At 47.0% G+C, this 23323-nt stretch carries 28 protein-coding genes; 15 read left to right on the top strand and 13 right to left on the bottom strand.

Annotation, left to right across the window (positions count from 1 at the left end; all coding sequences use genetic code 11):
- The first annotated feature begins 287 nt into the window (after window positions 1–287).
- Both ABU165_RS10755 and ABU165_RS10750 read left to right on the top strand, forming a co-directional pair.
- On the top strand, window positions 288–782 hold the full coding sequence (locus tag ABU165_RS10755) for a GNAT family N-acetyltransferase (protein ID WP_148975994.1): 495 nt from the start codon (window positions 288–290) through the stop codon (window positions 780–782).
- A 15-nt stretch (window positions 783–797) separates the two neighbouring features.
- Complete coding sequence (locus ABU165_RS10750) at window positions 798–1814, top strand: S66 family peptidase (RefSeq protein WP_318060649.1); 1017 nt, start codon at window positions 798–800, stop codon at window positions 1812–1814.
- A 56-nt stretch (window positions 1815–1870) separates the two neighbouring features.
- Here the strand turns inward: ABU165_RS10750 and ABU165_RS10745 are convergent, their stop codons facing one another.
- A complete protein-coding gene (locus ABU165_RS10745) occupies window positions 1871–2182 on the bottom strand; it encodes a hypothetical protein (protein ID WP_148950606.1) in 312 nt (103 codons plus the stop codon).
- Window positions 2183–2276: 94 nt separating this feature from the next.
- On the opposite strand from ABU165_RS10745, the gene ABU165_RS10740 reads away from it, so the two are divergent.
- On the top strand, window positions 2277–2615 hold the full coding sequence (locus tag ABU165_RS10740) for a hypothetical protein (RefSeq protein ID WP_248138685.1): 339 nt from the start codon (window positions 2277–2279) through the stop codon (window positions 2613–2615).
- A 220-nt stretch (window positions 2616–2835) separates the two neighbouring features.
- Here ABU165_RS10740 and ABU165_RS10735 read toward each other — a convergent pair whose 3' ends face one another.
- From ABU165_RS10735 to ABU165_RS10715, 5 genes are all read right to left on the bottom strand, one after another.
- Window positions 2836–3018, bottom strand: a complete 183-nt coding sequence (locus ABU165_RS10735; RefSeq protein ID WP_318060648.1) for a DUF1272 domain-containing protein — start codon at window positions 3016–3018, stop codon at window positions 2836–2838.
- Between the two features lie 108 nt (window positions 3019–3126).
- Window positions 3127–3948 (bottom strand): SPL family radical SAM protein, encoded by an 822-nt coding sequence (locus ABU165_RS10730; RefSeq protein ID WP_318060647.1) that lies wholly within the window; start codon window positions 3946–3948, stop codon window positions 3127–3129.
- An 11-nt stretch (window positions 3949–3959) separates the two neighbouring features.
- Window positions 3960–4673, bottom strand: a complete 714-nt coding sequence (locus ABU165_RS10725) for a 2OG-Fe(II) oxygenase (RefSeq protein ID WP_009792404.1) — start codon at window positions 4671–4673, stop codon at window positions 3960–3962.
- Window positions 4674–4950: 277 nt separating this feature from the next.
- A complete protein-coding gene (locus tag ABU165_RS10720; RefSeq protein WP_101551986.1) occupies window positions 4951–5898 on the bottom strand; it encodes an L-lactate dehydrogenase in 948 nt (315 codons plus the stop codon).
- 197 nt (window positions 5899–6095) lie between these two features.
- Complete coding sequence (locus tag ABU165_RS10715; protein WP_009792402.1) at window positions 6096–6422, bottom strand: hypothetical protein; 327 nt, start codon at window positions 6420–6422, stop codon at window positions 6096–6098.
- 118 nt (window positions 6423–6540) lie between these two features.
- Between ABU165_RS10715 and ABU165_RS10710 the strand changes: the two genes are divergently transcribed.
- The 4 genes from ABU165_RS10710 (at window position 6541) to ABU165_RS10695 (ending at window position 8071) form a co-directional block, all read left to right on the top strand.
- Entirely contained in the window at window positions 6541–6693 is a 153-nt protein-coding gene (locus ABU165_RS10710; RefSeq protein WP_009792401.1) for a YfhE family protein, read from the top strand.
- A 129-nt stretch (window positions 6694–6822) separates the two neighbouring features.
- Entirely contained in the window at window positions 6823–7245 is a 423-nt protein-coding gene (locus tag ABU165_RS10705; RefSeq protein ID WP_094768049.1) for a DUF1801 domain-containing protein, read from the top strand.
- Window positions 7246–7263: 18 nt separating this feature from the next.
- A complete protein-coding gene (locus ABU165_RS10700) occupies window positions 7264–7782 on the top strand; it encodes a GNAT family N-acetyltransferase (RefSeq protein WP_009792398.1) in 519 nt (172 codons plus the stop codon).
- A gap of 34 nt (window positions 7783–7816) precedes the next feature.
- Window positions 7817–8071, top strand: coding sequence for a hypothetical protein (locus ABU165_RS10695; RefSeq protein ID WP_022543303.1), 255 nt, complete (start codon window positions 7817–7819; stop codon window positions 8069–8071).
- Window positions 8072–8097: 26 nt separating this feature from the next.
- Here the strand turns inward: ABU165_RS10695 and ABU165_RS10690 are convergent, their stop codons facing one another.
- The gene (locus ABU165_RS10690) at window positions 8098–8763 is read right to left on the bottom strand and encodes a hypothetical protein (protein ID WP_318060646.1); all 666 of its coding nucleotides are present in this window, start codon (window positions 8761–8763) and stop codon (window positions 8098–8100) included.
- A gap of 93 nt (window positions 8764–8856) precedes the next feature.
- Here ABU165_RS10690 and ABU165_RS10685 point away from each other — a divergent pair, with 93 nt between their 5' ends.
- Both ABU165_RS10685 and ABU165_RS10680 read left to right on the top strand, forming a co-directional pair.
- Window positions 8857–9693 carry a GNAT family N-acetyltransferase gene (locus ABU165_RS10685; RefSeq protein WP_180827419.1) on the top strand — a complete coding sequence of 279 codons (837 nt, stop codon included), beginning with the start codon at window positions 8857–8859 and terminating at the stop codon, window positions 9691–9693.
- A gap of 134 nt (window positions 9694–9827) precedes the next feature.
- Window positions 9828–11873 (top strand): catalase, encoded by a 2046-nt coding sequence (locus ABU165_RS10680; protein WP_224952146.1) that lies wholly within the window; start codon window positions 9828–9830, stop codon window positions 11871–11873.
- A gap of 43 nt (window positions 11874–11916) precedes the next feature.
- On the opposite strand, the gene ABU165_RS10675 is transcribed toward ABU165_RS10680, so the two are convergent.
- Window positions 11917–13167 carry a GGDEF domain-containing protein gene (locus ABU165_RS10675; RefSeq protein WP_318060645.1) on the bottom strand — a complete coding sequence of 417 codons (1251 nt, stop codon included), beginning with the start codon at window positions 13165–13167 and terminating at the stop codon, window positions 11917–11919.
- 420 nt (window positions 13168–13587) lie between these two features.
- Between ABU165_RS10675 and ABU165_RS10670 the strand changes: the two genes are divergently transcribed.
- Window positions 13588–13788 carry a cold-shock protein gene (locus ABU165_RS10670; protein WP_009792392.1) on the top strand — a complete coding sequence of 67 codons (201 nt, stop codon included), beginning with the start codon at window positions 13588–13590 and terminating at the stop codon, window positions 13786–13788.
- Between the two features lie 94 nt (window positions 13789–13882).
- On the opposite strand, the gene cypC is transcribed toward ABU165_RS10670, so the two are convergent.
- Window positions 13883–15139 carry a CYP152 family fatty-acid peroxygenase CypC gene (cypC, locus tag ABU165_RS10665; protein WP_318060670.1) on the bottom strand — a complete coding sequence of 419 codons (1257 nt, stop codon included), beginning with the start codon at window positions 15137–15139 and terminating at the stop codon, window positions 13883–13885.
- 172 nt (window positions 15140–15311) lie between these two features.
- On the bottom strand, window positions 15312–15821 hold the full coding sequence (locus tag ABU165_RS10660; RefSeq protein WP_224952150.1) for an SRPBCC family protein: 510 nt from the start codon (window positions 15819–15821) through the stop codon (window positions 15312–15314).
- A 230-nt stretch (window positions 15822–16051) separates the two neighbouring features.
- On the opposite strand from ABU165_RS10660, the gene ABU165_RS10655 reads away from it, so the two are divergent.
- From ABU165_RS10655 to ABU165_RS10645, 3 genes are all read left to right on the top strand, one after another.
- Complete coding sequence (locus ABU165_RS10655; protein WP_009792389.1) at window positions 16052–16678, top strand: metal-dependent hydrolase; 627 nt, start codon at window positions 16052–16054, stop codon at window positions 16676–16678.
- Between the two features lie 158 nt (window positions 16679–16836).
- On the top strand, window positions 16837–17412 hold the full coding sequence (locus ABU165_RS10650; RefSeq protein ID WP_094768056.1) for a LemA family protein: 576 nt from the start codon (window positions 16837–16839) through the stop codon (window positions 17410–17412).
- Entirely contained in the window at window positions 17412–18152 is a 741-nt protein-coding gene (locus ABU165_RS10645; protein ID WP_009792386.1) for a TPM domain-containing protein, read from the top strand. The genes ABU165_RS10650 and ABU165_RS10645 overlap by 1 nt, the downstream gene beginning before the upstream one ends.
- A gap of 246 nt (window positions 18153–18398) precedes the next feature.
- Here ABU165_RS10645 and ABU165_RS10640 read toward each other — a convergent pair whose 3' ends face one another.
- Both ABU165_RS10640 and ABU165_RS10635 read right to left on the bottom strand, forming a co-directional pair.
- A complete protein-coding gene (locus ABU165_RS10640; RefSeq protein ID WP_248138690.1) occupies window positions 18399–19073 on the bottom strand; it encodes an AlkZ-related protein in 675 nt (224 codons plus the stop codon).
- Window positions 19070–20026, bottom strand: coding sequence for a DUF2268 domain-containing putative Zn-dependent protease (locus tag ABU165_RS10635; protein WP_248138691.1), 957 nt, complete (start codon window positions 20024–20026; stop codon window positions 19070–19072). The genes ABU165_RS10640 and ABU165_RS10635 overlap by 4 nt, the downstream gene beginning before the upstream one ends.
- Window positions 20027–20163: 137 nt before the next feature.
- Here ABU165_RS10635 and ABU165_RS10630 point away from each other — a divergent pair, with 137 nt between their 5' ends.
- Window positions 20164–20982 carry a sugar nucleotide-binding protein gene (locus ABU165_RS10630; protein ID WP_009792382.1) on the top strand — a complete coding sequence of 273 codons (819 nt, stop codon included), beginning with the start codon at window positions 20164–20166 and terminating at the stop codon, window positions 20980–20982.
- A 30-nt stretch (window positions 20983–21012) separates the two neighbouring features.
- Here ABU165_RS10630 and ABU165_RS10625 read toward each other — a convergent pair whose 3' ends face one another.
- On the bottom strand, window positions 21013–22449 hold the full coding sequence (locus ABU165_RS10625; RefSeq protein WP_022543309.1) for a carbon starvation CstA family protein: 1437 nt from the start codon (window positions 22447–22449) through the stop codon (window positions 21013–21015).
- 299 nt (window positions 22450–22748) lie between these two features.
- Between ABU165_RS10625 and ABU165_RS10620 the strand changes: the two genes are divergently transcribed.
- A complete protein-coding gene (locus tag ABU165_RS10620) occupies window positions 22749–23309 on the top strand; it encodes a CBO0543 family protein (protein WP_318060644.1) in 561 nt (186 codons plus the stop codon).
- The last annotated feature ends 14 nt before the right edge of the window (window positions 23310–23323 follow it).

Raw genomic sequence — 23323 nt, 5'->3', positions numbered from 1 at the left:
TTTTGAACTTTTTTGAAAAAGGAAAATTTATCCGCTTATTTTTTAGCCTGGCGATGATTCCCTCATTCAGGTCGGGTAAGGTCCGCTCTTTTTGGTTGGGCGGGGACCCTGCAATCAGAGCTTAAATATGTAATGTGTGTTTCATTGAGCTTTTTTTTATAAAAATATTGAGGAATTAGCAGGAATATGAGCCTGCATAATCGAATATACGTTCTTTAACGAAAGGCTGGGTACCCTAAGGTAATTGCGGCATCGGGGCCTGAAAGAAAGATAGAAGGTGATCTTATATGGAAAAAACAGCACTGATAAAAACAGTCTCCCTTGAATTTTATAAAAACGAAGATGAATCGCGGCTTAAGGGCTATCAGCTCCCGGAAGAGCAGCTCGGCTTTACCTCAATGCCGGTTCCTGCAATTGAGGCCTGCCTGCAGGAGGATGACCGCCATCCTATTATCATTCAATATGGAGAGGATATAGCAGGCTTCTTCGTCCTTCATGGCAAGGGCGGGGCCATCAAGTACAGCCCGAATGAACAGGCGATGCTGCTTCGTGCCTACTCGATCAGCTCCAGCTATCAGGGGAAAGGGATTGCGGGTGAATCATTGAGGCTCCTGCCTGACTTTGTAAAAAAGCATTTTCCTGATAAAAATGAAATCGTCCTTGGGGTCAATCACAGCAATCATGCGGCCCAGCATGTCTATAAAAAGGCTGGTTTCATTGACCAGGGCCTTCGAATCACCGGAAAAAAGGGCGAGCAGTATGTGCTGCACATGCAGCTTTAGAAAGGGAATGAAATCATGATCAAATATCCGATTTTAAAGGAAGAGGCCGTCATTGGCGTAACAGCAACATCGTCAGGGGTGCCGGAAGAGCTCCACGGCATGATCCGCTCCGCCTGCAGCCGCATGGAGTCAAGGGGATTCCGCGTAAAGCGCGGGGACACTCTGTGGACACAGGAAAAAGCAAAGTCGGCCCCTGCTTCTGTCAGAGCGGATGAATTCAATGAAATGATGGCAGACAGCGGGATAGACTTAATCATTCCTCCGTGGGGAGGGGAGCTTTTAGTAGAAATATTGGATAAAGTGGATTTCGCCGGAATGGAAGAAAAGTGGATATTAGGCTATTCGGATACGAGTTTGCTGCTGTTGGCCGTCACTTTGATGACCGGGATGGCGACAGCCCATGGAACCAATCTTGCTGACCTGCGCGGTGAGCAAATGGATGAAACAACAGCCAGGTGGCTGGATGTTTTGAAAACGGAAGAGGGCGGATCGGTCCAACAGGAATCTTCCAGCAACTATCAGAAAGAATGGCAGCATGAGAATCCTTCACCATATGTATTTCATTTAACAGAGCCGACGAGCTGGAAAACCATATCCGGCAGTCCGGAGAGGATGGAAGGCCGGCTGCTTGGCGGATGCATTGATGTCATCAGGCATCTGATCGGCACCACTTATGGCCGTGTCCGTGAATTTCAGCGGGAGCACCTTGGCGGGGATCCTATTGTCTGGTATTTTGAGAACTGTGAAATGACAACAACCGATCTGCGGAGGACTTTGGTTCATATGAAGATGGCCGGCTGGTTCGAAGGCTGTGCGGGAATCATGTTCGGGCGCAGCAGCGCCAACACAGCAGTTGGCGGCTATACTGCAGAGGATGTATACAGGGAGCTGTCAGCTGAGCTCGATGTTCCTGTTATTTATGACATCGATTGCGGCCATGTCCCTCCGCAGGTCACTTTGATCAACGGAGCATACGCGGAAATTGAGGTCCGGGACGGGAAAGGCAACATAGTTCAGCATTTTAAAGCATAAGAAGAGGCAGGCTGCGGAGTCTGCCTTTTTAATCATGCCTTAATGAGGCATGGCATTTAAGTTTCACCATAATACTCAGCAAAATAAAGGAAGCCGAATTTCCTTACAAGATAGTTTCTTAAAAGGCCTTCAGTTGCTTTTTCAATTGGAGGATCTGTAAGAGTATAAGCCTTGCCGTTTAGTCTGGCAAAGTCCTCTGAATCTGCTATGTTATGATAGTCATCCTCGATAATGCCTGAAGTTAAAGCAGCACCAGGATAGCCGCTTATAAAAACATGGGTTCTGAGGGCAAGGTGAGGGGTTGAATGCAGCAGCAGGAAAATGATCACTATACCGGCAAGAACCAGTTTCTCTTTTTTATACTTCATGAAAGATATTCTCCTTACCATTAAGTTCTTATAACTATTCAGTGATCCTTATGATAATCCTGCTAAAATCTAACAAAAAGGAGTGAAGCAAATTATGAAACGAATAGTGCTGTTTCTCTTTCTGACAGCCGCTGCCATTCTGGCTGCATGCGGAGCATCCGGCCAATCTTCGGGAAGTTATCAAGTCGTTATCATAGGGGGTAATGAGGATTTGAGCGGAGCATTCAGCGATTTTGCCGGCAGCGGCGGACCGGTTGGCGAGCTCCGGTATATTGCTGATCCTGAAGAGGCCCGCAAAGAATTTCCGAAGTATTCCTTTGAAGAGGTCCCGGCCATATTCATTTTTGAGACCGGGGGAAGCGAAATGAAAAAGCTTATGCTGGAAACGAACGATGTAGAAGAGGCACAGGCGTTTTTAGAGGGGAAGGACTAAAAAAGAGCAGTTGGTAAATTAACTGGTGAAGTTGGTAGAATAACGTATGAAGTCGGTAGATTATGCCATGAATCGGTAGAATAACCGTCGAATTTGGCAGATTATCAGGCCCGATTAATAGTATGAACCCATAAAGGGCCAGGCTGCCGGCTCTCCCAGCGCCATACTGCCTGTAAACCGGCTTGAAGAGCGCTATCCAAGCCGGCAAAAACAGCTTTCTTCATCCAGCAGCAGTCTTTCTTGGCCTCTTGACAAGCTCGCCGCCGCAGTTCGGGCAAATATTCTCCCTCTCTTCCGTGCAATCCCGGCAAAAAGTGCATTCATATACGCATATAAAAGCTGTATCGTCCAACCTCAAAGGAGCACTGCATCTTTCACATTCTTTTCTCATTTCCAAACCCATAGAAAGCCCTCCATCCGTCTATTTTCATAGCTAAGATTAGCAGAAATTCAGGCAATCATTCAGGGTCAGATCCCAACTATTTTCCGGGGTCAGCAGCGGCTGAAAACCTTATTGCGGAAGGAAGCCCTCTTTGCTGATCAGAACCTTTTCCGGAGGAAATACTTCTGTAAATCGCTTATATAGTTTCCTGTATGCGGTCCGGTTGTACCATTCTTTTAGATTCAGTTCTTCGTAAAGAGAAGGGATGCCGATCTTTTCCGTTCTTCGTCCTCCGCTTCCATCTCCCATAAAATAATCATCGATGCAGATCCGGTTTACAATGGGGAAAAGTAATTCCGGGAACTTCTCACTGCTGGGGAGCATAGGGGCAATGGCAGCCTGGACGGGTATTCCTGCTTCCTTCAGCTCCCGCAGGGCCTTCAGCCTTGCGGGGATCGGCGGGGCGGAGGGCGTAAAATGCTTTCTTATTCTCTCGCTGTCCGTTTCCACTGTCATGCTGATCCGGACCTTTTCTCCAAGCTTTTGAAACAGATCCGCATCCCTTGCTGCAAGGGGGCTTCTTGTTTGGACAAACAAGAAATCCGGCTGGTTTTCTGCCATAGCTTCAAGCAGGGAGCGGGTAATTCTCTCTGTGTGCTCAGCCGGCTGATAGGGGTCTGTGCTGGAAGACATAAAAATGGTCACAGGGCCTTTCTGTTTTGCTTTTGTTATTTCTTTATCAAGCAGTTCTGCCGCACCCTGTTTTACGTCGACCCAGCTGCCCCATTCTTCGCTGCGGAAGATGGAGACTGGCATTTCTCTGACATAGCAGTAGGAGCAGCCAAACGCACAGCCTGTATAAGGGTTAAGTGAGTGGCTGTAGCCGGAAAGGAACCCGGTGCCTTTAGTCAAAATGGTCTTAGGTGTTTTATAGCCAATATTAGCTTTCATTGTTATCATCCTTATTTTGCATTGTGGAAGATGATTCCCAATCCATACCTGGTACCAGAGGAGAGTGTACTGACACCGTGGCGGACAGTGTTTTTGTAGTAGCCTCTTTTCCCCTGGACCGGCCTGCTGCTCGTTGGGAAAATCAGGGCCTCACCCTGTTCGAGCGTAATTACATGCCCGCGGCTTTGTGCTCTTGGGCGCTGTTCTACGAGAAGAGACTCACCGCCGGTGTAATCCTGTCCTCTTCTGCTCAAAGTGAATAATACCTGGAAAGGAAAAAACACATCTCCGTAAAGATCCTGGTGCAGGCAGTTGTAGCCTCCCTGCTCATATTTCAGGATAAGCGGGGTTGTCCGTTCCTGTCCGTGCTGCCTGCACTCTTCCAGAAATTCCTCCAGGGTGCCGGGATAGGCAGGCTCTTTGCCAAGCAAGGCAAGCCAGCGGTTGGCAGCTTTCGCAAGCTCAGGGTAAAAAGCTGAGCGGAGCTCCTGCAAAAGAGGGGGAAGGGGATCCGCGAAGTACTTGTATTCACCTTCCCCAAAACGGTAGCGCTCCATATTGATGGTGCTTCGATAAAGGCTTTCATCCTCATACATACCGATAAGAGAATCGCATTGCGCGGGGGATAGGAGGGTGCCTAATTTTACAAATCCAGCCTCATCCAAGGATTGATGAAGCGCCTCCCAATCAAGTGTGCTTATCTTTTTGCCCATTTCGCTGTCCATGCTGCGGCCTCCTTTATTTCTAATGATATGTTCTATTATTAGCAAAGTCTTGTATTAAGAATGAGTTATATAGTGGTAAATAAAGGATATTTGAACTAATATTTAGGAAGGAGTAGTATGATGATTGTGCTTGCCGCTGTTACCGCACTACTTTCCATTCTGCTTAATCTGCGGAAGACAGTGAAACAAAATCTAAGGATATGAAGAAAGGAGAAGAGTAGTTTGATATATCTAAAACAAAAAGAAGCCGGCATCGGTTTGCCGGCTCCTATTTGAATTAAAGTGTACTGGCCATAATCTCCTTTAATACTTTCGCAGAGGTGCTGAACTGCTCTTTCTCTTTCTCATTGAGATCGATTTCAATTATTTCACGGATGCCTTCCCGGTTGATGATGGCGGGAACACCTATATAAAGGTCCTTTTCTCCATACTCACCGTCCAAATAAGCAGAAATGGTCAGAATGCAATTTTCGTTATGGAGGATTGCTTTCGTAATCCTGGCCAGTGACATTCCGATCCCATAATAGGTCGCACCTTTTCTTTGAATGATATCGTAGGCTGCATCACGTACATTGACGAATATTTTTTCGAGACAGTCCGGGTTCACGTCTTCTTTGCGCTTCAAAAAGCTGCCAAGAGATTCAATTCCAATGCTGCTATGGCTCCAAACAGGGAATTCCGTATCTCCGTGTTCTCCGATGATGGCTGCGTGGACATTCCTTGTATCCACTTTGAAATACTCGCCCAGCTTAAAGCGCAGCCTGGCTGAATCAAGTACGGTGCCTGATCCGATGACTCTTTCCTTCGGGAGGCCGGATTCTTTCCACGTCACATATGTCAGGATGTCAACCGGATTTGTTGCGACCAGAAAAATGCCGTCAAAGCCGCTCGCCATAATCTGTTTGACAATGGTTTTGAAAATGCCGGTGTTCTTCGCTACAAGGTCAAGCCTTGTTTCACCGGGCTTTTGGGGCAAGCCTGCAGTGATGACGACAAGATCAGCTTCCCTGCAGTCATCATAGGTTCCGTTCCACAGTCTGACTGGGGAAGGGGCAAACGGCATTCCGTGATTAAGATCCATTGCTTCACCTTCGGCCTTAGCTTCGTTCACATCGATCAGGACAATTTCTTCTGCGGCGCCCTGGTTGACCATTGAGTATGCATAGCTGCAGCCCACAGCTCCAGTGCCAATTACAACAACCCTGTTCACTTTGTTTGTTTTCATCTCGAATTTCTCCCTTCAATTGTAAGAGTTATATGTCTGCTATTCCCGCGAGGCGGTTAACTAAGATACTTTTATTATATATTAAAAATGTGAAATAATTCACAAACTCTATGGCTATTTTGTGAAATATTTCACAAGTTCTCTGCGGAATAACGGTTATGATCCTGTCATAACCGTTAAAGCAGCTTCAGAGCCTTTTATTCAGCACTTTCCAGCCTTTTTCTGAAATCTGAGGGGGAGAGGAGGGTGTGATCTGTATTTTCCTTCAATCCTTCCAGGAAACCAAGGTCGGCTTCGTAAAGATCCTCTTCATCGTATTTATTGCTGTAGTAAAGCTGTTCAGAGCCGGTTTGGAGAAGGAGACTAAGCTCCAGACCCATCGCGGAGCCGCTGGGACTGTCTTCGTCCCCGAGAACAGCACCAGGACGAGAGGATTCCTCCTGGCTGATGTATAAACGGGAACCAGCCGCATTTTCCGCCCTCTTCACCAATTCGGGAAGCGTCCCTATCTTTTTCAATGTCATTCTTCATCACCTCTGTTCTTTGTTTACCTAATTAGAGGGGGCCTCTAAACTTTCCGTTTGCAGGAATGTCCGGAGGGTAAAAGAATAATGAATATAAATTGGAAAGGAGAATGCTAAAATGGCAGACAAAAAACCACCATACAAAGGGTTCAACACAGAGCAGAACAACGGGCTCTCCGATACCCAGGAAGTGAACTACAGCAGTGATTTCAAGAAAGCCTATAAAGCTGAAAAGAAACAAGACTCCGATTCCAGCGAAAAAAGTGAATGATGGAAAGGAAGCCCTGCCGCAAGACGGCGGGGCTTTTTGCATCTTATAAAAAGGCCGTCTGCAGGAAGGAGAACAGCCCCTGCTGTAGAAATGTACACTAAGTAAAATAGAAACTTAAGGAGGGAAATGATGTACGAGCAGAAGACGAGGGAAAATGATAAAAGTGTAGAAGAATTCATTGAAAATGTAGACAGCCCGAAGAAACGGCAGGATGCATACAGACTGATTGAAATTTTTGAAGATACAAGCGGATACAAGGCGAAGATGTGGGGAGAGAGCATTATCGGATTTGGATCTTATCATTATAAATATAAGACCGGGCATGAAGGAGACGCACCGCTTGTCGGCTTTTCCCCGCGGAAGGCAAAGATCAGCCTCTATTTTGCCACAGGAGACACTCAAAGGGGAGAACTGCTTGAAAGATTCGGCAAGCATACAGCCGGCAAGGCCTGTGTGTACATCAATAAGCTGGCAGATGTGGATGAAGAGGTATTAAGGGAGCTGATCCTCCAATCGATCCGGTTTCTAAGGAATACATATCCGGAATCCTAGGGGGCGGGAGGGGCAAGAATGAAGATCAGGAGAGCGAAGGACCAGGATGCAGAAGGAATCGCCAAAGTCCATGTGGAAACATGGAGGACTGCTTATAGGGGCATTATTAATGATGAATATCTAGCAGCTCTTTCCGTGGAAAAAAGGACCGAACTGTGGCACAGGAATATCGCGATACCCGGAAATATTGTACTTGTGGCAGAGGAAAATGGCGGGATAGTTGGTTTTGCAGACGGAAGCCAAGAGGAAACAGGCGAGTATGGCGGTTTCAAGGGGAATGTCACCTGTCTATATGTGCTGGAAGAGCATCAGGGAACTGGCCTTGGAAAGGCACTCCTGCAAGAGCTTTTTCAAGCATTTCAAAAAGAGGGGATTCGTTCTGCTATCGTAAAGGTGCTGAAAGAAAATGATGCCTGCAGCTTTTATGAACACACGGGTGCAAGACTGCTGAAGGATGCTATCCCAATAAAAATCGGCAGCGGCCGGGAGCTCGAGCTCTGTGTGTATGGATGGAAGGATTTTAACGCTGCATTTTAGCAGCCAGAAAATCAAGAATAGGAGAGATGAAGCGATGAAGCTGGCAGTAAAGGCATGTATCCTTTCAGCATCATGCCATCTAATATATGCGGCTTATTCTATGGTGAATGGCTATATACAAACCAAAAACTATGAACCTGATATGGACAGGGCCTGGCATGAAGCTGCCTCAGCACCGGCCTTGGTTTCATTTGGACCGGCACCGTCCCCCTGGATATTACCTCTGACTTTTATAGCAGGTGCGCTCCTGTTTGGAGCAGTGCTGTCGTGGAAAAAAAGTGCCCGGTGACAGGAGCCGTAAAAAATCCTCCAGCATTATGCCCCGCTGGAGGATTCCTTTTTACTCTCATATTCACTTGAACTGGTTCTTTCTATACCTATATTTCCAAGCAGGATTTCTATTGCTGTTAAGTGCTTTTTATCCGGCACAGCAATGAGGCCTGGCTGAAACAAACGATTCTTCACCTTGAGTTTTAATTGATAGCCATTGTCTGCGCGGGAGTCCAGCCCGTAAAGAGGATGCCAGCGGACAATTTTCTCTGTTTCAAAAGAGCGGATTTCGGTCTGGCTGTAAAACCTTCCGTGCAGAATCATGCCGTCCTTCATGATAAATAGATTCTGCGGCTGGCGGATGAAGCTTGCAATGGCAAAGAATATATAAGCCGCATTCAAGAAGGCGGGGTCAAACCAATCGGTTAAAAGCAGGAGCAGGAGGAAGCCGGCCATGAGGAAAAAAGCACATACGGTTCCCCATTTTATATACTGATAGGATCTAGTATTTTTCGTGATTGGCTGCATTTCCTTCCATTCGCCTGGCAGCAGGATGCCTGAATATTCTTCCTGTGTGCGTGGGAATAAAGCTTGTCCCGACAAATCGGCCGCTTTTTTTATACGGAGCCGGAGCTGCAGCAGGTAGTAGCATCCGATAAGGAACATCATAATAAAAAACAGGTCAAGCCACATCGTTTTCCGCCCTTTCATTGTCTAAAATTTTTGCCCCTTGCCCTCCTAATTAATACGGAGAAGATGGAAAAAGGTTCCCTATTTTTAAAAATCAGAAGGAGGCTAAGAAAAATGAAGATGACAGACCGCCTGAAAAGGATCATCCACTTGGCAGAAGGAGAACGGGTGGAGACTGGCTGCCGGTTTATCCAGCCGGAGCATCTGCTATCAGGGTGCCTGCTTGAAAGGACCGGGGCATTTGCGGAACTGGCGAATAAGTGCCGTTTAGACATAAGCAGCCTCCGCTCAGCCTCAGTCAAAAATTCTGAAGAAGGGGGGAGCTTGCTGCTTGGATTTCCGGCAGAGATATCTGAGGAAACAAAGGTCGTGATGGAGGCGGCGGCTGGATATATGAAGAAATACGGCCAGATGATCCTTAATGAAGGCCATCTCCTGAAGGCGCTGCTTTCCTGTGATTCTCTTGCTGATTTGGCAGGGAAGGAAGATAAACAGCAGATGCTAGCAATCGGGGCAGCAGCCAGAGATTTAGCTGTACATCTGGCATCGTACTCACCGCCTGACAAGCTGTTCTCTGCGGTCAGGAGAGCAGGGAAAAAGGATAGAGAGATGCTTGCCGCATTTGCAGAAGCCCATTTTTCGGCTGAATGGGCCCAAACGGCTGAAGCTGGGATGGAGCAGGAGGAACCGCCGGTCTACATAGCTTTCAGTGGAGACGGGGAACTGATTGGGTTTGCAGTATTTGATTCATACAAGGGAAAAAAGGGATATTTCGGGCCGATGGGAGTGGCTGGAGGCATTCGGGAAAAAGGAACAGGAAGCGCCCTTCTCCATGCCTGCCTGAAGAATATGAAAGAAATCGGCTATGAATATGCGGTCATCGGCGGGGCGGGGCCAATTGAATTCTATGAAAAGTCGTGCCAGGCTGTCGTCATTCCATATCCAGATTAAAATAACCACTGTTCAAAAAATTGAAACATTTAGTCTGCTTTCTCTGTTTAGCTCTCTCTTCTACTGGGAATGGGTAAGGGACTTGTACATAGCTGCCAGTCAGCATGAGCCATTCTATATGAGGAGGAGACTGAATGAAAGATAACCGCAATGTAAATGAATCCAGCAAAAACAAACAGCTGGAGCAATTCAGGACAGACGACCGTGGAGAAAAGCTGACAACCAATCAGGGAGTCAAAGTATCAGAGGACGAGTTCTCGCTTAAAGCCGGTGTCCGGGGGCCTACCTTGCTGGAGGATTTTCATTTCCGGGAAAAAATGACTCATTTTGACCACGAACGGATCCCCGAGCGGGTCGTTCATGCACGCGGCTTTGCAGCGCATGGGGAATTCCAGGTATATGAATCTATGAAAAAGTATACAAAGGCAAAGTTCCTGCAGGACCCTGCTGTGAAAACCCCTGTATTTGTAAGATTCTCAACGGTTGTCGGCTTCCGGGGATCAGCCGAGACTGTCAGGGATGTGCGCGGGTTTGCGACAAAGTTTTATACAGAAGAAGGCAATTATGACCTGGTAGGAAATAATATGCCGGTATTTTTTATACAGGATGCCATTAAGTTCCCGGATCTTGTTCATGCAATCAAGCCTGAGCCGCATAATGAAATGCCGCAGGCTTCTGCTGCCCACGATACCTTCTGGGATTTTGTCGCCAACAATCAGGAATCCGCCCATATGATCATGTGGGCTTTGTCAGACCGCGCATTGCCAAGAAGCTTCCGCATGATGGAAGGGTTTGGCGTCCATACATTCCGCCTTGTGAATGAGGAGGGTATCTCGCATTTTGTGAAATTCCACTGGAAGCCAGTGCTTGGCGTCCATTCCCTCGTCTGGGACGAAGCACAGAAAATAGCCGGCAAGGATCCTGATTTTAACCGCAGGGATCTTTGGGAGTCTATTGAACAGGGCAACTATCCAGAATTCGAGCTGGGGATCCAGGTGATAAAAGAAGAAGACGAATTCTCCTTTGATTTCGATATACTTGATCCTACGAAACTCTGGCCGGAGGAGGACATACCCGTCCAAATCATTGGAAAAATGACGCTCAACCGGAATGTGGACAATGTTTTTGCGGAGACTGAGCAGGTCGCTTTCCACCCGGGCCATGTAGTGCCGGGGATTGATTTTACCAATGATCCGCTGCTGCAGGGGCGCTTGTTCTCCTATACTGATACACAGCTCCTTCGTCTGGGAGGGCCAAACTTCCATGAGATACCGATTAACCGCCCGGTTTGCCCTTTCCATAACAACCAGCGGGATGGTTTCCACCGGCAGACCATCAACAAGGGACCGGTGAGCTATCATAATAACTCAATCGCCAATAATACCCCTTCTCCTGCGTCAGAGGAAGAGGGCGGGTATGTTCATTACCAGGAGAAGGTCGAGGGTCGCAAGGTAAGGGCGAGGAGCGATAGCTTCAAGGACCACTTTTCACAGGCGAAGCTTTTCTGGAACAGTATGAGCGGACCGGAAAAGCAGCATATCATCGATGCGTTCAGCTTTGAACTCGGCAAAGTGAAGAGCAAGTCGATCCAGCAGCAGGTTGTGGACATGTTTGCCAATGTCGATCTTGAAATGACAAGAGAATTTGCAAAAAATATCGGGGCAGTCCCTCCTGAAGAGGGCGGTTCTGCTGTAACAAAATCCTCGCCTGCACTCAGCCAGGAAAAAACGAAGAAGCTCCCTGCAACACGCAAGGTGGGAGTCATTGCCGCTGATGGTTTTAATGGAGAAATCATGAAGGTACTGGAAGCCTTGAAGGCAGAAGGCATTATGCCCGTTATAATCAGCAGCAGGCTCGGGACGATTAAAGGCTCTGATGGAAGCGAGCTTGAAGTCCAAGATACATTCCTTACCACTGAATCTGTCTTGGTGGATGCCATATATGCCGCAGGAGGCAGTGGCGGGACAAAGAAATTTCAGCAGGATGCAGCCTATTTCATCCATGAGGCCTTCGCTCACTATAAGCCGATCGGAGCGACTCATGAAGGCAGGAACTGGCTTGAAAACAGAGGTAAAAACAATGCTGCAGGAATTGTACTTGGAGATGGAGCGGAAAGCTTCGCAGAGGAGTTTATCCAGGCAATTGCCCAGCACCGCTTTTGGGAGCGGGAGCTGGTATAAAAGGAAAGCAGCGGAACATGATTCCGCTGCTTTCTTTGTAATGCTAAGACCCTATAGCTTCCAGGCTGACTAAACCGTTCTTGGCCGAAACACGGTTCCTGCCAAGATCTTTTGCCTGAAAAAGCAGCTGGTCTGCCAGGATATAGGCTTTTTCCATTGGAGTTTCTGTGTTCACCTTCCCATAATAAAGACCGAAAGAGGCTGTATAGCCTATCTGAATCCTTTTTCCGTGGAAACCGGCTTCAGCCGGCTTTTCCAAAAGCCCCCGGTTAATATCTTCAATCAGCTTGCTGCATTGATTAAAGTTCCTGCCGCGGAGGAAAAGAGTGAATTCCTCTCCGCCGCTCCGGATAAGGACATCTTCCTCTGTGAGCACCCCTTTCAGGCAATCCGCAAAATGCCTGATAACGCAGTCGCCTACTGCGTGGTTATAAGAGTCATTGATCAGTTTAAATTTGTCTATATCGGCCACTATGATCCCAACCGTTTCCTGGGCCTTGTCCAATTCCTTCATTTTCTGATCCATGAAGGCGCGGTTATGGACACCTGTGAGAAAGTCGGTATATGCCATCTGCTCAAATTTATCGCGCTCATATTTATGCTGTGCACTCTGTGACTTGGAAAGGAAAGACCGGCTCACAAGATAATTCAGCAGGAACAGGCCAAGGAGCATATCCCATTTCCCTTGCTGGAGGAAAAGAAGGAGGAATCCGTTTGTAAAAGCGATCTTTCCCATATCAAGGACACTCCTGCTTTTTATAAAATCGATTGCCTCCCTGCGCGTATTGATTTCTCCAAGGAACGAGAAGAAAATGATCAAATAAAGGTCAGACAGGATGGCTGTCACGGTAATAAGCAGCAGCATCAGCAGCCAGAAGCCGAATGGGATGCCTTCCATCCTGGGATACAGAGATTGAAAGATGAAATAGGCAATGCTGTTATTCAGCGTAAAGGCACCGATATTGTAAAAGGTATGGACGAATTCATCAGGATCTGCTGTTTTGGTCTTCACTTTTGTAAAATAAACCGTAAAGCGATAGAGCGTCTCGAATATCAGCAGCCCTGCCGGCCCGGCGAAAAGTCCGAATGAAAGGCTGTAGGTAATGCCATAGTCAATGGTCGAGCTGCCCAGCTTGCTGTGTATCCTAAGATGGAAATAAGAAATAGAAAAGATCCAATAAAAAGCAAGGGCCAGGAGATATAGATTCATCTCCGGAACCGTCCAATCCGATTGGGAAGCAACAGCAAGTGAGGTGAAGAAAATAAAAAAGATAAATAATCGCGCCTTTAGCATAATTGGTATTTGGACCCCTTCCCCGCGATTGTTATAAAAAAATCGGTCTTAAAAAGTCAAACAGCTTAATTGCCACAAACCTATTTTCTAATTATATAGCAATTTAAAAATTCAGAACATAAAAAAAACAAATATTGCATGATTTTCCCAACTAGAATAGAAGGGTGCCAGGCACGGCAGATGGACATTTGTCCAACTAGGGTGTCTGGCACATAAGAAAATTGTCGAGATTTATCGGATTGTTACCGTTTCCATTTTTTTAACGAATAAATTTGCTTATCCTTTGTTAATCTGTTATCATAAAGTGAAATTATTTTTGTTCGGTATATAAGGAAAGAACAGTTTTGATACTTTTCGCCTTGATAACTTTGAGCAAGAATAGTAATACAATGTGTGTTTACACGCAAGGAGGCAACAAACATGGCTACAGGTAAAGTTAAATGGTTTAATGCAGAAAAAGGATTCGGATTCATCGAAACTTCAGAAGGTCAAGATGTATTCGTTCACTTCTCAGCTATCCAAGGCGAAGGTTTCAAAACTCTTGACGAAGGTCAAGAAGTTTCTTTCGACATCGAAGAAGGTCAGCGCGGACCTCAAGCTTCTAACGTAGTTAAAGGCTAATACGCAAAGAATGGGCACTCAATTGAGTGCCTGTTTTTTTTCGGCAAAAAGGAAAGGACACCCGCCCTATAAACGGCGGAGTCCTCTTTAACGGTCATTTCCTTTTAATATTGCTCATAATAAAGCCGCTCTCTGGAAATGTCGGCATCCTGGAAAGGCTGAAGCTCAAGTCCTGATTCTCCGGAACAGAATAGTCGATCTCGTTCACGAGGAAGTCAAGGCTTGCTTTCATAACCTCAATCGTTATGCCTTCTCCGGGACAGCGGTGGCCTTTCGAGGCATCGCCGCCGCCTTGAGGGATCAGGTCAAAAAGGCTGCCGTCCCAATTTCCGAAACGCTCCGGCCGGAATTCGTACGGTTCCTCCCAAAGCAGCGGGTCATGGTTGGTTCCATAAATGTCGAGAAGGACAAGCATCCCCTCTTTGAATTCCGCCTCATTCCAGATGAAGTCTTTGCGTACAATCGCTCCAAGGAACGGACCGAAAGGATAAAAGCGCCGCACTTCCTGGACAAACATTTCAAGCTCGCTGCCGCTGCGGGTCTGCAGCATCTCCTTATAGCGGGGATGACCGTGAAGGGCAAGGGCAGAAAAGGCAATGAAAGTCGAAATGGCAACAATCGGGCGGAGAACATTGATGAGCTCGACAGCGGCCATTTGTGAATCAAGATGAGTCCCATCCAGATTTTTGTGGTAGGCCATTTCATACAGGGCAGTACCTTCTTCTGCAGCCAGCTTTCCATCTCTGACATCCTCGATAAGACCCCGTATCCAGTCTTCTGAGCTGCCCCTCGCATGCCTGCCTTTCCAATGGCGGGGACCAACCGCCCCGAAGGCGTCTACCATATCGGCAAACTCTTCAGCTCTCTCTTTTTCATCCTCCTGCTTCAGCGGGACACCCGCCCATGCACAGGCTGTGCGGCAGAGAATAACCTTTGCTTCTTCCATCAGCACAACTTCACGGCCGTCTTCCTGCCATTTGGCTGCCGCTGCCTTCCATTCATTCATGACCATCCCGGCAAGCCTTTTTTGGTGGGGAGGCGTCATCAGGGACATGAACAACAGTTTACGGTGGATATGGGCGTCACCGTCCATCGTCTGGATGGCATTTTCACCAAACAATGTTTTTTGTATCCGTTTGGGAGCGGCCCCGTTTCTTTTGAAACGGTCTGTATCATAGAATAGCCGAGCCGCTTCTTGTCCGCTCATGCAAATCACCTTTTGCCCGAGCAGCCGGGCTTCAAAAAGCTCTGTTCCGTACCGTTCTTTTCTGTTAGGAATAAATTCGTAGCCTTCCTTCATTAAAGTAAGGCTGTTATCAAGACTTTTATCATGAGGAATCTGCCCGTTCATGGCCATCAGCATCTGCTCCTTTGTATACCTGCATTTGTCTTGTATTATTTTTCACTAATTGCAGGCGGTTAAACACCGGGCTTAAGTTTCTTTAATAGAAACTTCTGAAACCCGGCAATATTGTTTGCAGGAACAAAAAAACTCCCCATCAAGTAATGGGGAGAATGACAGATTATTTAATCATCCTTAAGTATTCATCCAGCTGGCTGAAGGTGCTGGAGTATTCCTGGTGCAAACCATCAAGTGCAGCTTCAAAGCTGCGCTGCTCATGATCTTCAGGATTTAGAGGGGACGCGAACAGCTCTATCTCGGTTTGATCCTCCGAACTGAGGAAGCTTACATGATTGACCACTTCAAGAGGCCATCCGGAATTAAAAGGAGCGCGGACAGCACTCCCTTCTTCATCTGAAAATGAATTTATAAATACGAGCTTATCCGGAGGAGAAATTTCATCAAAGATGAACCGGCCCCATATTTCATATCCTTCGGGAGACTTTTGGCTATAGTGGAACATTCCTTTTGGATGGAGTTCCAGCATGGTGACCTTCATGGCATAACCTTTTGGGCCCCACCAGTTCTTGAGGTGCTCTGCTTCTGTCCATGCTTTGAATACAAGCTCGCGCGGCGCATCGAATTTCCTTGAAACCACTAGCCCGGTTCGGGTATCTTTTAGCATTGTCATGTCCTCCTCCTTTGAAATATTCAGCCGAGGGAGGTGGGAAATAGAAGCTGCGAAGTCTGGCCCGGCCATAATTATACTATTCTAAATATACGTTAAAAGAATGAAAGCTGTAAATTTATTTATCAAAAATGAAGTTATATTTTTCCTGGAAAAGACTAATTCCCTATGCAATCATATGTTCTATTATGCTAGTATAATAAGTAACTTATAAAAATAGACAGGATGACAGCATGAACGGAACAGCGCATATGACAGTCGGGGCCGTCATTGGATTTATGGCAGCAAATGCCGTGCAATCAAGCCCTGCGGAAACTCTTGTACTAGTGGGGATCGGCACAGCTTCAGCCCTCTTGCCGGATGCCGATATCGACGGCAAGCTCAGCAATAAAATTACGATATCACATAAAGCAATCCGCTCGATTGCCCAGACGATAGGGCTTTTGATGTGTTTGTACAGCTTTCTTGAAGGAGGAGATCAGGAGCGCTGGCTCGGAATGGGGGCTGGTGCAGCCATTGTAATCCTGGCATCCTTCATCACGAAGAGGAGGATGCTGACGGTTACAGGAATCGGGATAGCGGCCGGCGGCTTGTCTCTTCAGGAAAGCTGGCTTTTGCTTTTGGGCATATACATCATTGCAGCATCATTTGTCTCCCATAGGACCTACACGCATTCAGCGGCTGGCCTGATTTTCTTTGGGGTGATTGCCTATCAGCTCGATAGCTCCCTTGGGATAGAAGGAGTCTTTAAGACCTGCATGGCTGCCTATGCGAGCCATCTTATCACCGATATGAAGTTTTTACCTTTTAACAGGCGCGGCATTAAATTATTGCTGCCATTTTCATCAAAAGAGATATGAAGAAGCAGTCCTGAAGGGGGCTGCTTCTTTTTATAAGCTGGAAAGTTATATCCTGAAAATGCCATCTTTCATTCCCTTCTTGAAAGTTTAGCTTTCCGGAAAAGAAGGAAAAATAATGTTCAAGCAGATAAATCATCTATGAATTGGGAGTGGACAACTTGAAAAAGGGTTTTGCAGGGATAGCGATTGCCGTTGTAGCCTTAGTTATCATTTTTATGATGCTGGGATCCAGCTATAATGGATTTGTAAATGCTGAGGAAGATGTGGACAAAGCGTATTCTCAGATCGAAAACCAGCTTCAGCGAAGGCTGGATCTGATCCCGAACCTCGTTAATACAGTCAAAGGATATGCAGCACATGAGAAGGAAGTCATCCAATCCATCTCTGATGCCAGGGCGAGGCTGGCAGGCGCAAGGACGCCGGAAGAAGAAGCGACGGCCAATACCGAGCTTTCAAATGCATTGAGCAGGCTGCTCGTTGTGGTCGAGAACTACCCGAATCTGAAGGCGGACAAGCAATTTACGCAGCTGATGGATGAACTTGCCGGAACAGAGAACCGGATATCGGTGGCACGCCAGGATTATAATGAGCAGGTAGGAAGCTACAACAAAAGAATTAAAAGGTTCCCCGGTGCGATTGTTGCCAATGTGACCGGCTTTGATGAGAAAGAATACTTCCGGGCCGATCCAGCTGCCGAAGAAGCGCCTGAAGTTGATTTTGGGGGCAATGAGTAATGATCCGGCATCGGGCATTCCCTTTTGTTCTGGCCCTTCTCCTGCTGTTCATCTCTGCAGGCGCAGCACACGCTGAAGAAAACGGAATTCCCGCCCCGTCCGGGGATATATATGTCCAGGATTTTGCAGATGTCCTAAGCCTGGAGCAGGAAAATGAAATACGGGCCCTCGGGCGCTCTCTTGAAGACCGGACCACTGCCCAGGTAGCAGTCCTGACAGTGGAAACAACCGGGGGAAGGCCAATTGAGGAATACGCGAACCAGGCATTCCGGCAATATGCAATCGGCAGTGCCGAAGAAAACAATGGCGTCCTGCTTGTTCTTGCCATGAAGGACAAAAAAGCCCGGATTGAAGTCGGCTATGGGCTGGAGGGCCGGATACCTGACGGCAAAGCCGGAAGGATACTGGATGAAATGACGATTCCGCTGCTCCAGGCCGGACAGCCGGGGCAGGCTGTCCTTGACACATATAAAACACTTGCCGGCGAAGCCGCAGCGGAGTATGGCCAGGGCCAGGGTACAGCACAGCCTGCAGGAGAGCAGGGCACAGGCATTCCTTCCTGGCTATTATTTATTATTATCGTCGGGGTCATTGTGCTGGATTTCATGTTCTTTGGCGGTACACTGACCTATATTCTTCTTTCTGTCATTTCGCGGGGCGGAGGAAGAGGCGGCGGAGGCGGACCACGCGGCGGCGGGGGAGGCTCATCCGGCGGCGGAGGTGCCAGCAGGGGCTGGTGAGAGAGAAAAGAAGGGCTGCTTGCGTGTGATTTTGCCGATTCGGTAGAAAAAGTCAGGAAATAATCAAAAAAACACCGGCTTTAAGTGAATGAATCCTTCAATCGGTAAATTCAAGCACCGCTCTGATTCTAAACCACTCACATTCAACCGCTGCAAACACGTTTTAAGGCTAACCCCGAGCTTTAGACGAACAGATTAATAAAAAGCCGGAAACTATGAATGATTAGTTTTCGGCTTTTCACCATTTTAGGATAATATTTTTGAAATCTTCTTCATCGCTTCGTCCGGGCAGAAACCGGAGAAATGCTGCAATAGTTTTTCTCTGGCATCCTCTCTGCTGATAGCGAGGCGCTCAATCCCGTATTTCTCCAGCCAGCTTTCCATCGTTTCATAGGAGGTGCTGTTCCATCCGTTCGTTTCCCCTGCTTCATTTTGTTTTTCCTTTATTCCGGAAATGACAATATCCATGCTTCCCTGCAGTTCCTGCAATCCTTGGTCGAAAGCCTTTTTGTGCTCTTTGCCAAGCATGTTCGCCTCTTTCCGCAAAAGGCGTGTATCAATTCCTTCCTGTGAGCGGATAAGGCTGTACAGAGTCAGCGCTTCTTTTGAAAGCTCCCCCTTATGGTATCTTTCTTCAGGCCCATCGTTTTTTCCCAGAACAGCGAGAAAAAGAGGTACCCAGTCTTTTGAAATGAAAACTGCCTTTTTACTGATGAACTTTCCGTAAGCGGCAATCCCTTCCCCCGCAAACCGGGTCCGCCATGTCCAAGGGTCTGAATCTCCTCCTGCATGCCAGCTTTCAGGATCCGTAATGGTATTGAGCGCCGGGTATCCCGGAATGAGGGGAGCCAGCGGCAGCAGGCCTGTCTCCTTGATGATGACTGCTGCTTCATTAAATTCCACTGCTTTGTAATCTTTCATGATTCAGCTTCCTCCTTTGGATAATATCTTTCTATGTATCTGCCTTTTTTCAATATTTCATCAGGCGAAGCGGCTGTCCACTCTTCGACGGTGCTGCCTGTTTCTTCAATGTAGGCTTTCACGATTTTGTATCCTTCGCTGTAGCCGTAATGGAGGGGAAGGGGGCCACCGCCAAAAAGCACCTCAATTGACCTGTTATAATCAGACTTATCCATGTCTTCGCTCGCTTTTCCCCAAAGAACTGGATCTGCTTTAGTATCGAGGGGGATGCCGGATGTTCCTGGATATACTGTTTCTTGAAACATCACTGCTTTTCCTTCAAAAATAAGATTGTCCAATACTGTTTGCTGATGGGAAATCGAAAAGTGCTGCTCAGTCCATGCGCTGTGATGATATTCATGGGCCATTGAACTTTTAATCATGGGATCTGTCAAATGTTCACTATAATAAACAATAATCCTGCCGGCGCCGGTGGCCACCATCGTTCTATGGAAGGTGTTATCTGTCGGAAAAATGCACACATTGATGTCTTTAGTGGATGGGAGAATTTCAGAAGATTTTTCGAGCGCTTCTTTAATCAGGGAGTCCAAATGCTCTTTGTCCATTGATTCAATTACTTTATTAAGGGTGCCTGGAAATTTGTTCACCTGATAATCCTGGATTTCCTCTCCCATATGAGGGTAATCAAGGTCTGTAAAACATTCCTTTTCAATAGGCTTAAGAATTTTTTCTTCATAAAGTGCCTGCCGTTCCTGGCGTGGTGTCTGTTCAAGATTATCCAGATAATCTTCATAGAGGTACTGTGCATGGACAATGTTGAAATTCTGGTTTCCGCCATCATTTTTGAAGGATGAGACGACCGGCTTAGTTGCTTCATCGGCCTCTTTTTCACATCCGGCAAAAACTGCAGAAATGAGTATGAGAGTAACCAGCGTAAGGAGGGGCTGTTTCATCACGGTGCCTGCCTTTCTGTTAAATTAGATATAAATATTATAGTTTAAATTTGGAAAAAATTACATGGTGTATCCCGTATCTCCTTTCACCTTGAAAACGTTAAGCATATGTCCAGGAAAATGATTGGAGGCCGACTATGAAAAAACTGCTCATTTTAGGAGCCAGCGGGCTTATAGGAAAAGCTTTGGCGGAACAGGTAAGGGAGGATTTTAAGATTTATGCTACTTATCATTCTGCGGTGAATAGAACTGTGTCCGAAAGGGACATTCAGCTTGATGTCGGTGACCCTGGTGCTGCAGGGAGCCTGATTTCATCCATCAGGCCGGATATCACGGTTTCCTGCTTAAGGGGGGACTTTTCCGCTCAGCTGAAGTTCCATCAGGAGCTTGCGGAAGCAATGAAGGATGGAAACTCCATGCTTTATTATTTTTCAACAGCCAATGTTTTTGATGGGGATTTTTCAAAGCACCATAACGAGAATGATATGCCTCAATCACAGACCGATTATGGCCGTTTTAAGATCCGGTGTGAAAGCATGCTGCAGGGGGTTCTGGGGGAGAGGGCAGCGATCATCCGGATTCCTGCAATATGGGGGAAGAAATCTCAAAGGTTAAGCCATCTTAAAGATGCGCTTCAGAAGAAGGAAGGGATGGAGGCTTACACTAATCTGGCATGCAATCATTTAACGGATGTGCAGCTGGCGAGGGCGGTGAGTTATATGATGGAGAACAGGCTGAAGGGAATCTTCCATTTAGGAACAAAAGATATGCTTTCCCAGTTTGCATTTGCCGCCAGGCTGGCAGAGCGTCTGCCAGGAAATCAGGAGAGTATCCGGCCTGTCATTTTCGAGGACGAACATAACAGCTATCATTTTGGCCTTGAGTCCATTAGGCAGGATATTCCTCCGCATCTGGTATTCTCTCATGACGATATGATCGAAGAATTATTGAAGTAAACAAAAAAGGGCCGAGGCCCTTTTTGTAGTTTATGCCGCGCGGAAATCCTTGCTGTTCACCCGCAGCTGGCGGTATTTGAATATCTGGCTGATATACCAGGCGAGCACGGCGGCCGCCAGTGAGAAGCCAATGATCATGGACAGCCGGTAATCCATCCCCAATCCTTCCGGTGCGTAAAAAATATACGTGCAGACGACGCCTGTCATAAACAGGGCCGGCACCCCGCAGATCCAGTGAAAGCGGCTGTTCTTCAGAAGGTATACAGTGCCTGTCCACAGCATGACGGTAGCAACCACCTGATTGGTCCAGCCCACATATCTCCAGAGGAAAGTGTAGTCAATGGTTGCCAGGAACAGAGCCGGCACTGCAACCAGCACGGTTACTAGGAGAATCTTGATTTTGCTTTCCATATTAAAGAATTTGGCAAAGATTTCAGTCAGGATCATACGGGAAGAGCGAAGTGCCGTATCTCCCGTGGTGATAGGCAGAATGATAACGCCAAGAATGGCCAGGATTCCGCCAAGTGTCCCAAGAAGGGAGGTGGAGATTTCATTCACGACTCCGGATGGGCCTCCTGCTGCGAGTGCCTCTCCCAGGCCGGCTGTTCCATTGAAAAAGGTCATGCCGGCTGCTGCCCAGATAAGGGCGATGACGCCTTCAGTAACCATGGCGCCATAAAAGATTTTGCGGCCGTCTGATTCTTTTTTCATCGTACAGGCGACAATCGGGCTTTGCGTACAGTGGAATCCTGAAATGGCTCCACATGAAATGGTGACCATCAATAGCGGCCAGATCGGCAGCTCCCCTGGATGAAGGTTCTCCAATGTCAGGTTGGGGATGCTTTTACCGGAAAAAAGTAATGAAATGCCGATTGCCAATGCCATGAAAAGCAGGATGCCGCCGAGCAGAGGGTAAATCTTCCCGATAACGCGGTTGATCGGCAGGATGGTTGCCAGCAGGAAATAGGCAAAAATAATCAGCAGCGAGACCGTAAAACTGAGAGGTGTCAGCTGGGCGATCAGCTGGGCGGGGCCGGCGGTGAACGCGGCTGCCACCAGCACCATCAATACAAGCGAAACGACGCTGATAATGGTTTTAACGGTTTGTCCGAGATAACGGCCGACAAGGGAAGGGTATTGTTCTCCCTGATGGCGGAGGGACATCATGCCTGAAAAATAGTCATGGACGCCTCCTGCAAAAATTGTTCCTGCCACTATCCAAATAAAGGCTGCAGGACCGTATAAGGCTCCGGCCACCGCTCCGTAGATCGGCCCGAGGCCAGCTATATTTAAGAGCTGAATCAGGTTTCCCTTCCACCAGCTCATCGGTACATAATCGAGATTGTCCCTTTTCGTATATGCAGGTGTCGGAGTGCTGTCATTAATGATGAATACGCGTTCCACAAATTTAGAATAAAAAACGTAGCCGAGTACAAGCAGGACTAGTGCTCCAAAAAAAGTAGCCATTATTGTTCTCCTCCTGTTGATTGCTTTTGGAATATGAAACATTTTAACACTTTTATGCATAAAAACAACGGATTTTTCAGAAAAAATATAAAATTTGGTTTATTGGCTCTGGACACCATTCTTGCACTAGAGCCTATTTAATCATAAAGAAAGCCCTTACTGCCCAGCGGACTTTTTTCCTGAATTCCAATAAGCTATGGGCTGTTGCTTCTAGAGAAATGGGGAAGATGCATGTATGATATTCCGATAGTGCGGGACACTAACGGCTATTAAGACACATGACGGCAGGAGCATTAAATATGAGCCACACAGCAGCCCATTACGCCATTTTATGGACCGTTCTGATTGCTACCGGTGCAGGCAGTCTATATTTGATAAGGTATAACACTCTCCGCTATGGGATTATGTTCATATTGAGCAGCATCACTGCCGCACTATTCTGCGTAATGTTTTTCAGGATGGGCTTTTACCGCTATGCTCTGCCAATGAAAGAGGTTCTGCCGGCAGCAGCCGTCAGCTTCAGTTTCCTGGCAATATTATTGATTAGGTACAGACCTGAAAAAAACACTTTTCCTTTCTTTTTTATCAGTATCACAGCCGTGTTTTCCATTGAAGTCCTTTTAAAGGATTATGCGGGCTTTATAAGGTTTCGCAATGGCTGGGATTATTGGGACTCTTATTCCCTTTATTGGCTTTTCCTCCGCCTGATGGGGTTTGTGGGCGAGTTTTTTATCCCAAGAGCCTACCGGACCCCAATCAGAACAAATACAAAGGGTTATTGGCTTCTTTTTATTGCCATGTTGATTTATGCCTGCTTTGGTGTGTATATACTAAATAAAGGATGGGCGGAAATAGTGTAGTTGTGCAAAAGCTG

It is taken from the genome of Cytobacillus sp. T106 (assembly GCF_040492155.1).
GTDB classification, from domain to species: domain Bacteria; phylum Bacillota; class Bacilli; order Bacillales; family Cytobacillaceae; genus Bacillus_AB; species Bacillus_AB infantis.
The sequence above is the reverse complement of the archived record's forward strand: the minus strand, read 5'-3'. Positions and strand labels throughout refer to the sequence as shown.

Excerpts from the sequence above, each read along its gene's own strand:
- ABU165_RS10685 (WP_180827419.1), top strand. The coding sequence starts at position 8,857 with ATGAAGATGACAGACCGCCTGAAAAGGATCATCCACTTGGCAGAAGGA.
- ABU165_RS10730 (WP_318060647.1), bottom strand. The coding sequence starts at position 3,948 with ATGAAAGCTAATATTGGCTATAAAACACCTAAGACCATTTTGACTAAA.
- ABU165_RS10625 (WP_022543309.1), bottom strand. The coding sequence starts at position 22,449 with ATGGCTACTTTTTTTGGAGCACTAGTCCTGCTTGTACTCGGCTACGTT.
- ABU165_RS10630 (WP_009792382.1), top strand. The coding sequence starts at position 20,164 with ATGAAAAAACTGCTCATTTTAGGAGCCAGCGGGCTTATAGGAAAAGCT.
- ABU165_RS10695 (WP_022543303.1), top strand. The coding sequence starts at position 7,817 with ATGAAGCTGGCAGTAAAGGCATGTATCCTTTCAGCATCATGCCATCTA.
- ABU165_RS10660 (WP_224952150.1), bottom strand. The coding sequence starts at position 15,821 with ATGACAATGCTAAAAGATACCCGAACCGGGCTAGTGGTTTCAAGGAAA.
- ABU165_RS10675 (WP_318060645.1), bottom strand. The coding sequence starts at position 13,167 with ATGCTAAAGGCGCGATTATTTATCTTTTTTATTTTCTTCACCTCACTT.
- ABU165_RS10750 (WP_318060649.1), top strand. The coding sequence starts at position 798 with ATGATCAAATATCCGATTTTAAAGGAAGAGGCCGTCATTGGCGTAACA.
- ABU165_RS10710 (WP_009792401.1), top strand. The coding sequence starts at position 6,541 with ATGGCAGACAAAAAACCACCATACAAAGGGTTCAACACAGAGCAGAAC.
- ABU165_RS10655 (WP_009792389.1), top strand. The coding sequence starts at position 16,052 with ATGAACGGAACAGCGCATATGACAGTCGGGGCCGTCATTGGATTTATG.
- ABU165_RS10670 (WP_009792392.1), top strand. The coding sequence starts at position 13,588 with ATGGCTACAGGTAAAGTTAAATGGTTTAATGCAGAAAAAGGATTCGGA.
- ABU165_RS10680 (WP_224952146.1), top strand. The coding sequence starts at position 9,828 with ATGAAAGATAACCGCAATGTAAATGAATCCAGCAAAAACAAACAGCTG.
- ABU165_RS10755 (WP_148975994.1), top strand. The coding sequence starts at position 288 with ATGGAAAAAACAGCACTGATAAAAACAGTCTCCCTTGAATTTTATAAA.
- ABU165_RS10735 (WP_318060648.1), bottom strand. The coding sequence starts at position 3,018 with ATGGGTTTGGAAATGAGAAAAGAATGTGAAAGATGCAGTGCTCCTTTG.
- ABU165_RS10635 (WP_248138691.1), bottom strand. The coding sequence starts at position 20,026 with ATGAAACAGCCCCTCCTTACGCTGGTTACTCTCATACTCATTTCTGCA.
- ABU165_RS10690 (WP_318060646.1), bottom strand. The coding sequence starts at position 8,763 with ATGAAAGGGCGGAAAACGATGTGGCTTGACCTGTTTTTTATTATGATG.
- ABU165_RS10700 (WP_009792398.1), top strand. The coding sequence starts at position 7,264 with ATGAAGATCAGGAGAGCGAAGGACCAGGATGCAGAAGGAATCGCCAAA.
- ABU165_RS10620 (WP_318060644.1), top strand. The coding sequence starts at position 22,749 with ATGAGCCACACAGCAGCCCATTACGCCATTTTATGGACCGTTCTGATT.
- ABU165_RS10705 (WP_094768049.1), top strand. The coding sequence starts at position 6,823 with ATGTACGAGCAGAAGACGAGGGAAAATGATAAAAGTGTAGAAGAATTC.
- ABU165_RS10740 (WP_248138685.1), top strand. The coding sequence starts at position 2,277 with ATGAAACGAATAGTGCTGTTTCTCTTTCTGACAGCCGCTGCCATTCTG.
- ABU165_RS10720 (WP_101551986.1), bottom strand. The coding sequence starts at position 5,898 with ATGAAAACAAACAAAGTGAACAGGGTTGTTGTAATTGGCACTGGAGCT.
- cypC (WP_318060670.1), bottom strand. The coding sequence starts at position 15,139 with ATGAACGGGCAGATTCCTCATGATAAAAGTCTTGATAACAGCCTTACT.
- ABU165_RS10745 (WP_148950606.1), bottom strand. The coding sequence starts at position 2,182 with ATGAAGTATAAAAAAGAGAAACTGGTTCTTGCCGGTATAGTGATCATT.
- ABU165_RS10640 (WP_248138690.1), bottom strand. The coding sequence starts at position 19,073 with ATGAAAGATTACAAAGCAGTGGAATTTAATGAAGCAGCAGTCATCATC.
- ABU165_RS10725 (WP_009792404.1), bottom strand. The coding sequence starts at position 4,673 with ATGGACAGCGAAATGGGCAAAAAGATAAGCACACTTGATTGGGAGGCG.
- ABU165_RS10715 (WP_009792402.1), bottom strand. The coding sequence starts at position 6,422 with ATGACATTGAAAAAGATAGGGACGCTTCCCGAATTGGTGAAGAGGGCG.
- ABU165_RS10645 (WP_009792386.1), top strand. The coding sequence starts at position 17,412 with ATGATCCGGCATCGGGCATTCCCTTTTGTTCTGGCCCTTCTCCTGCTG.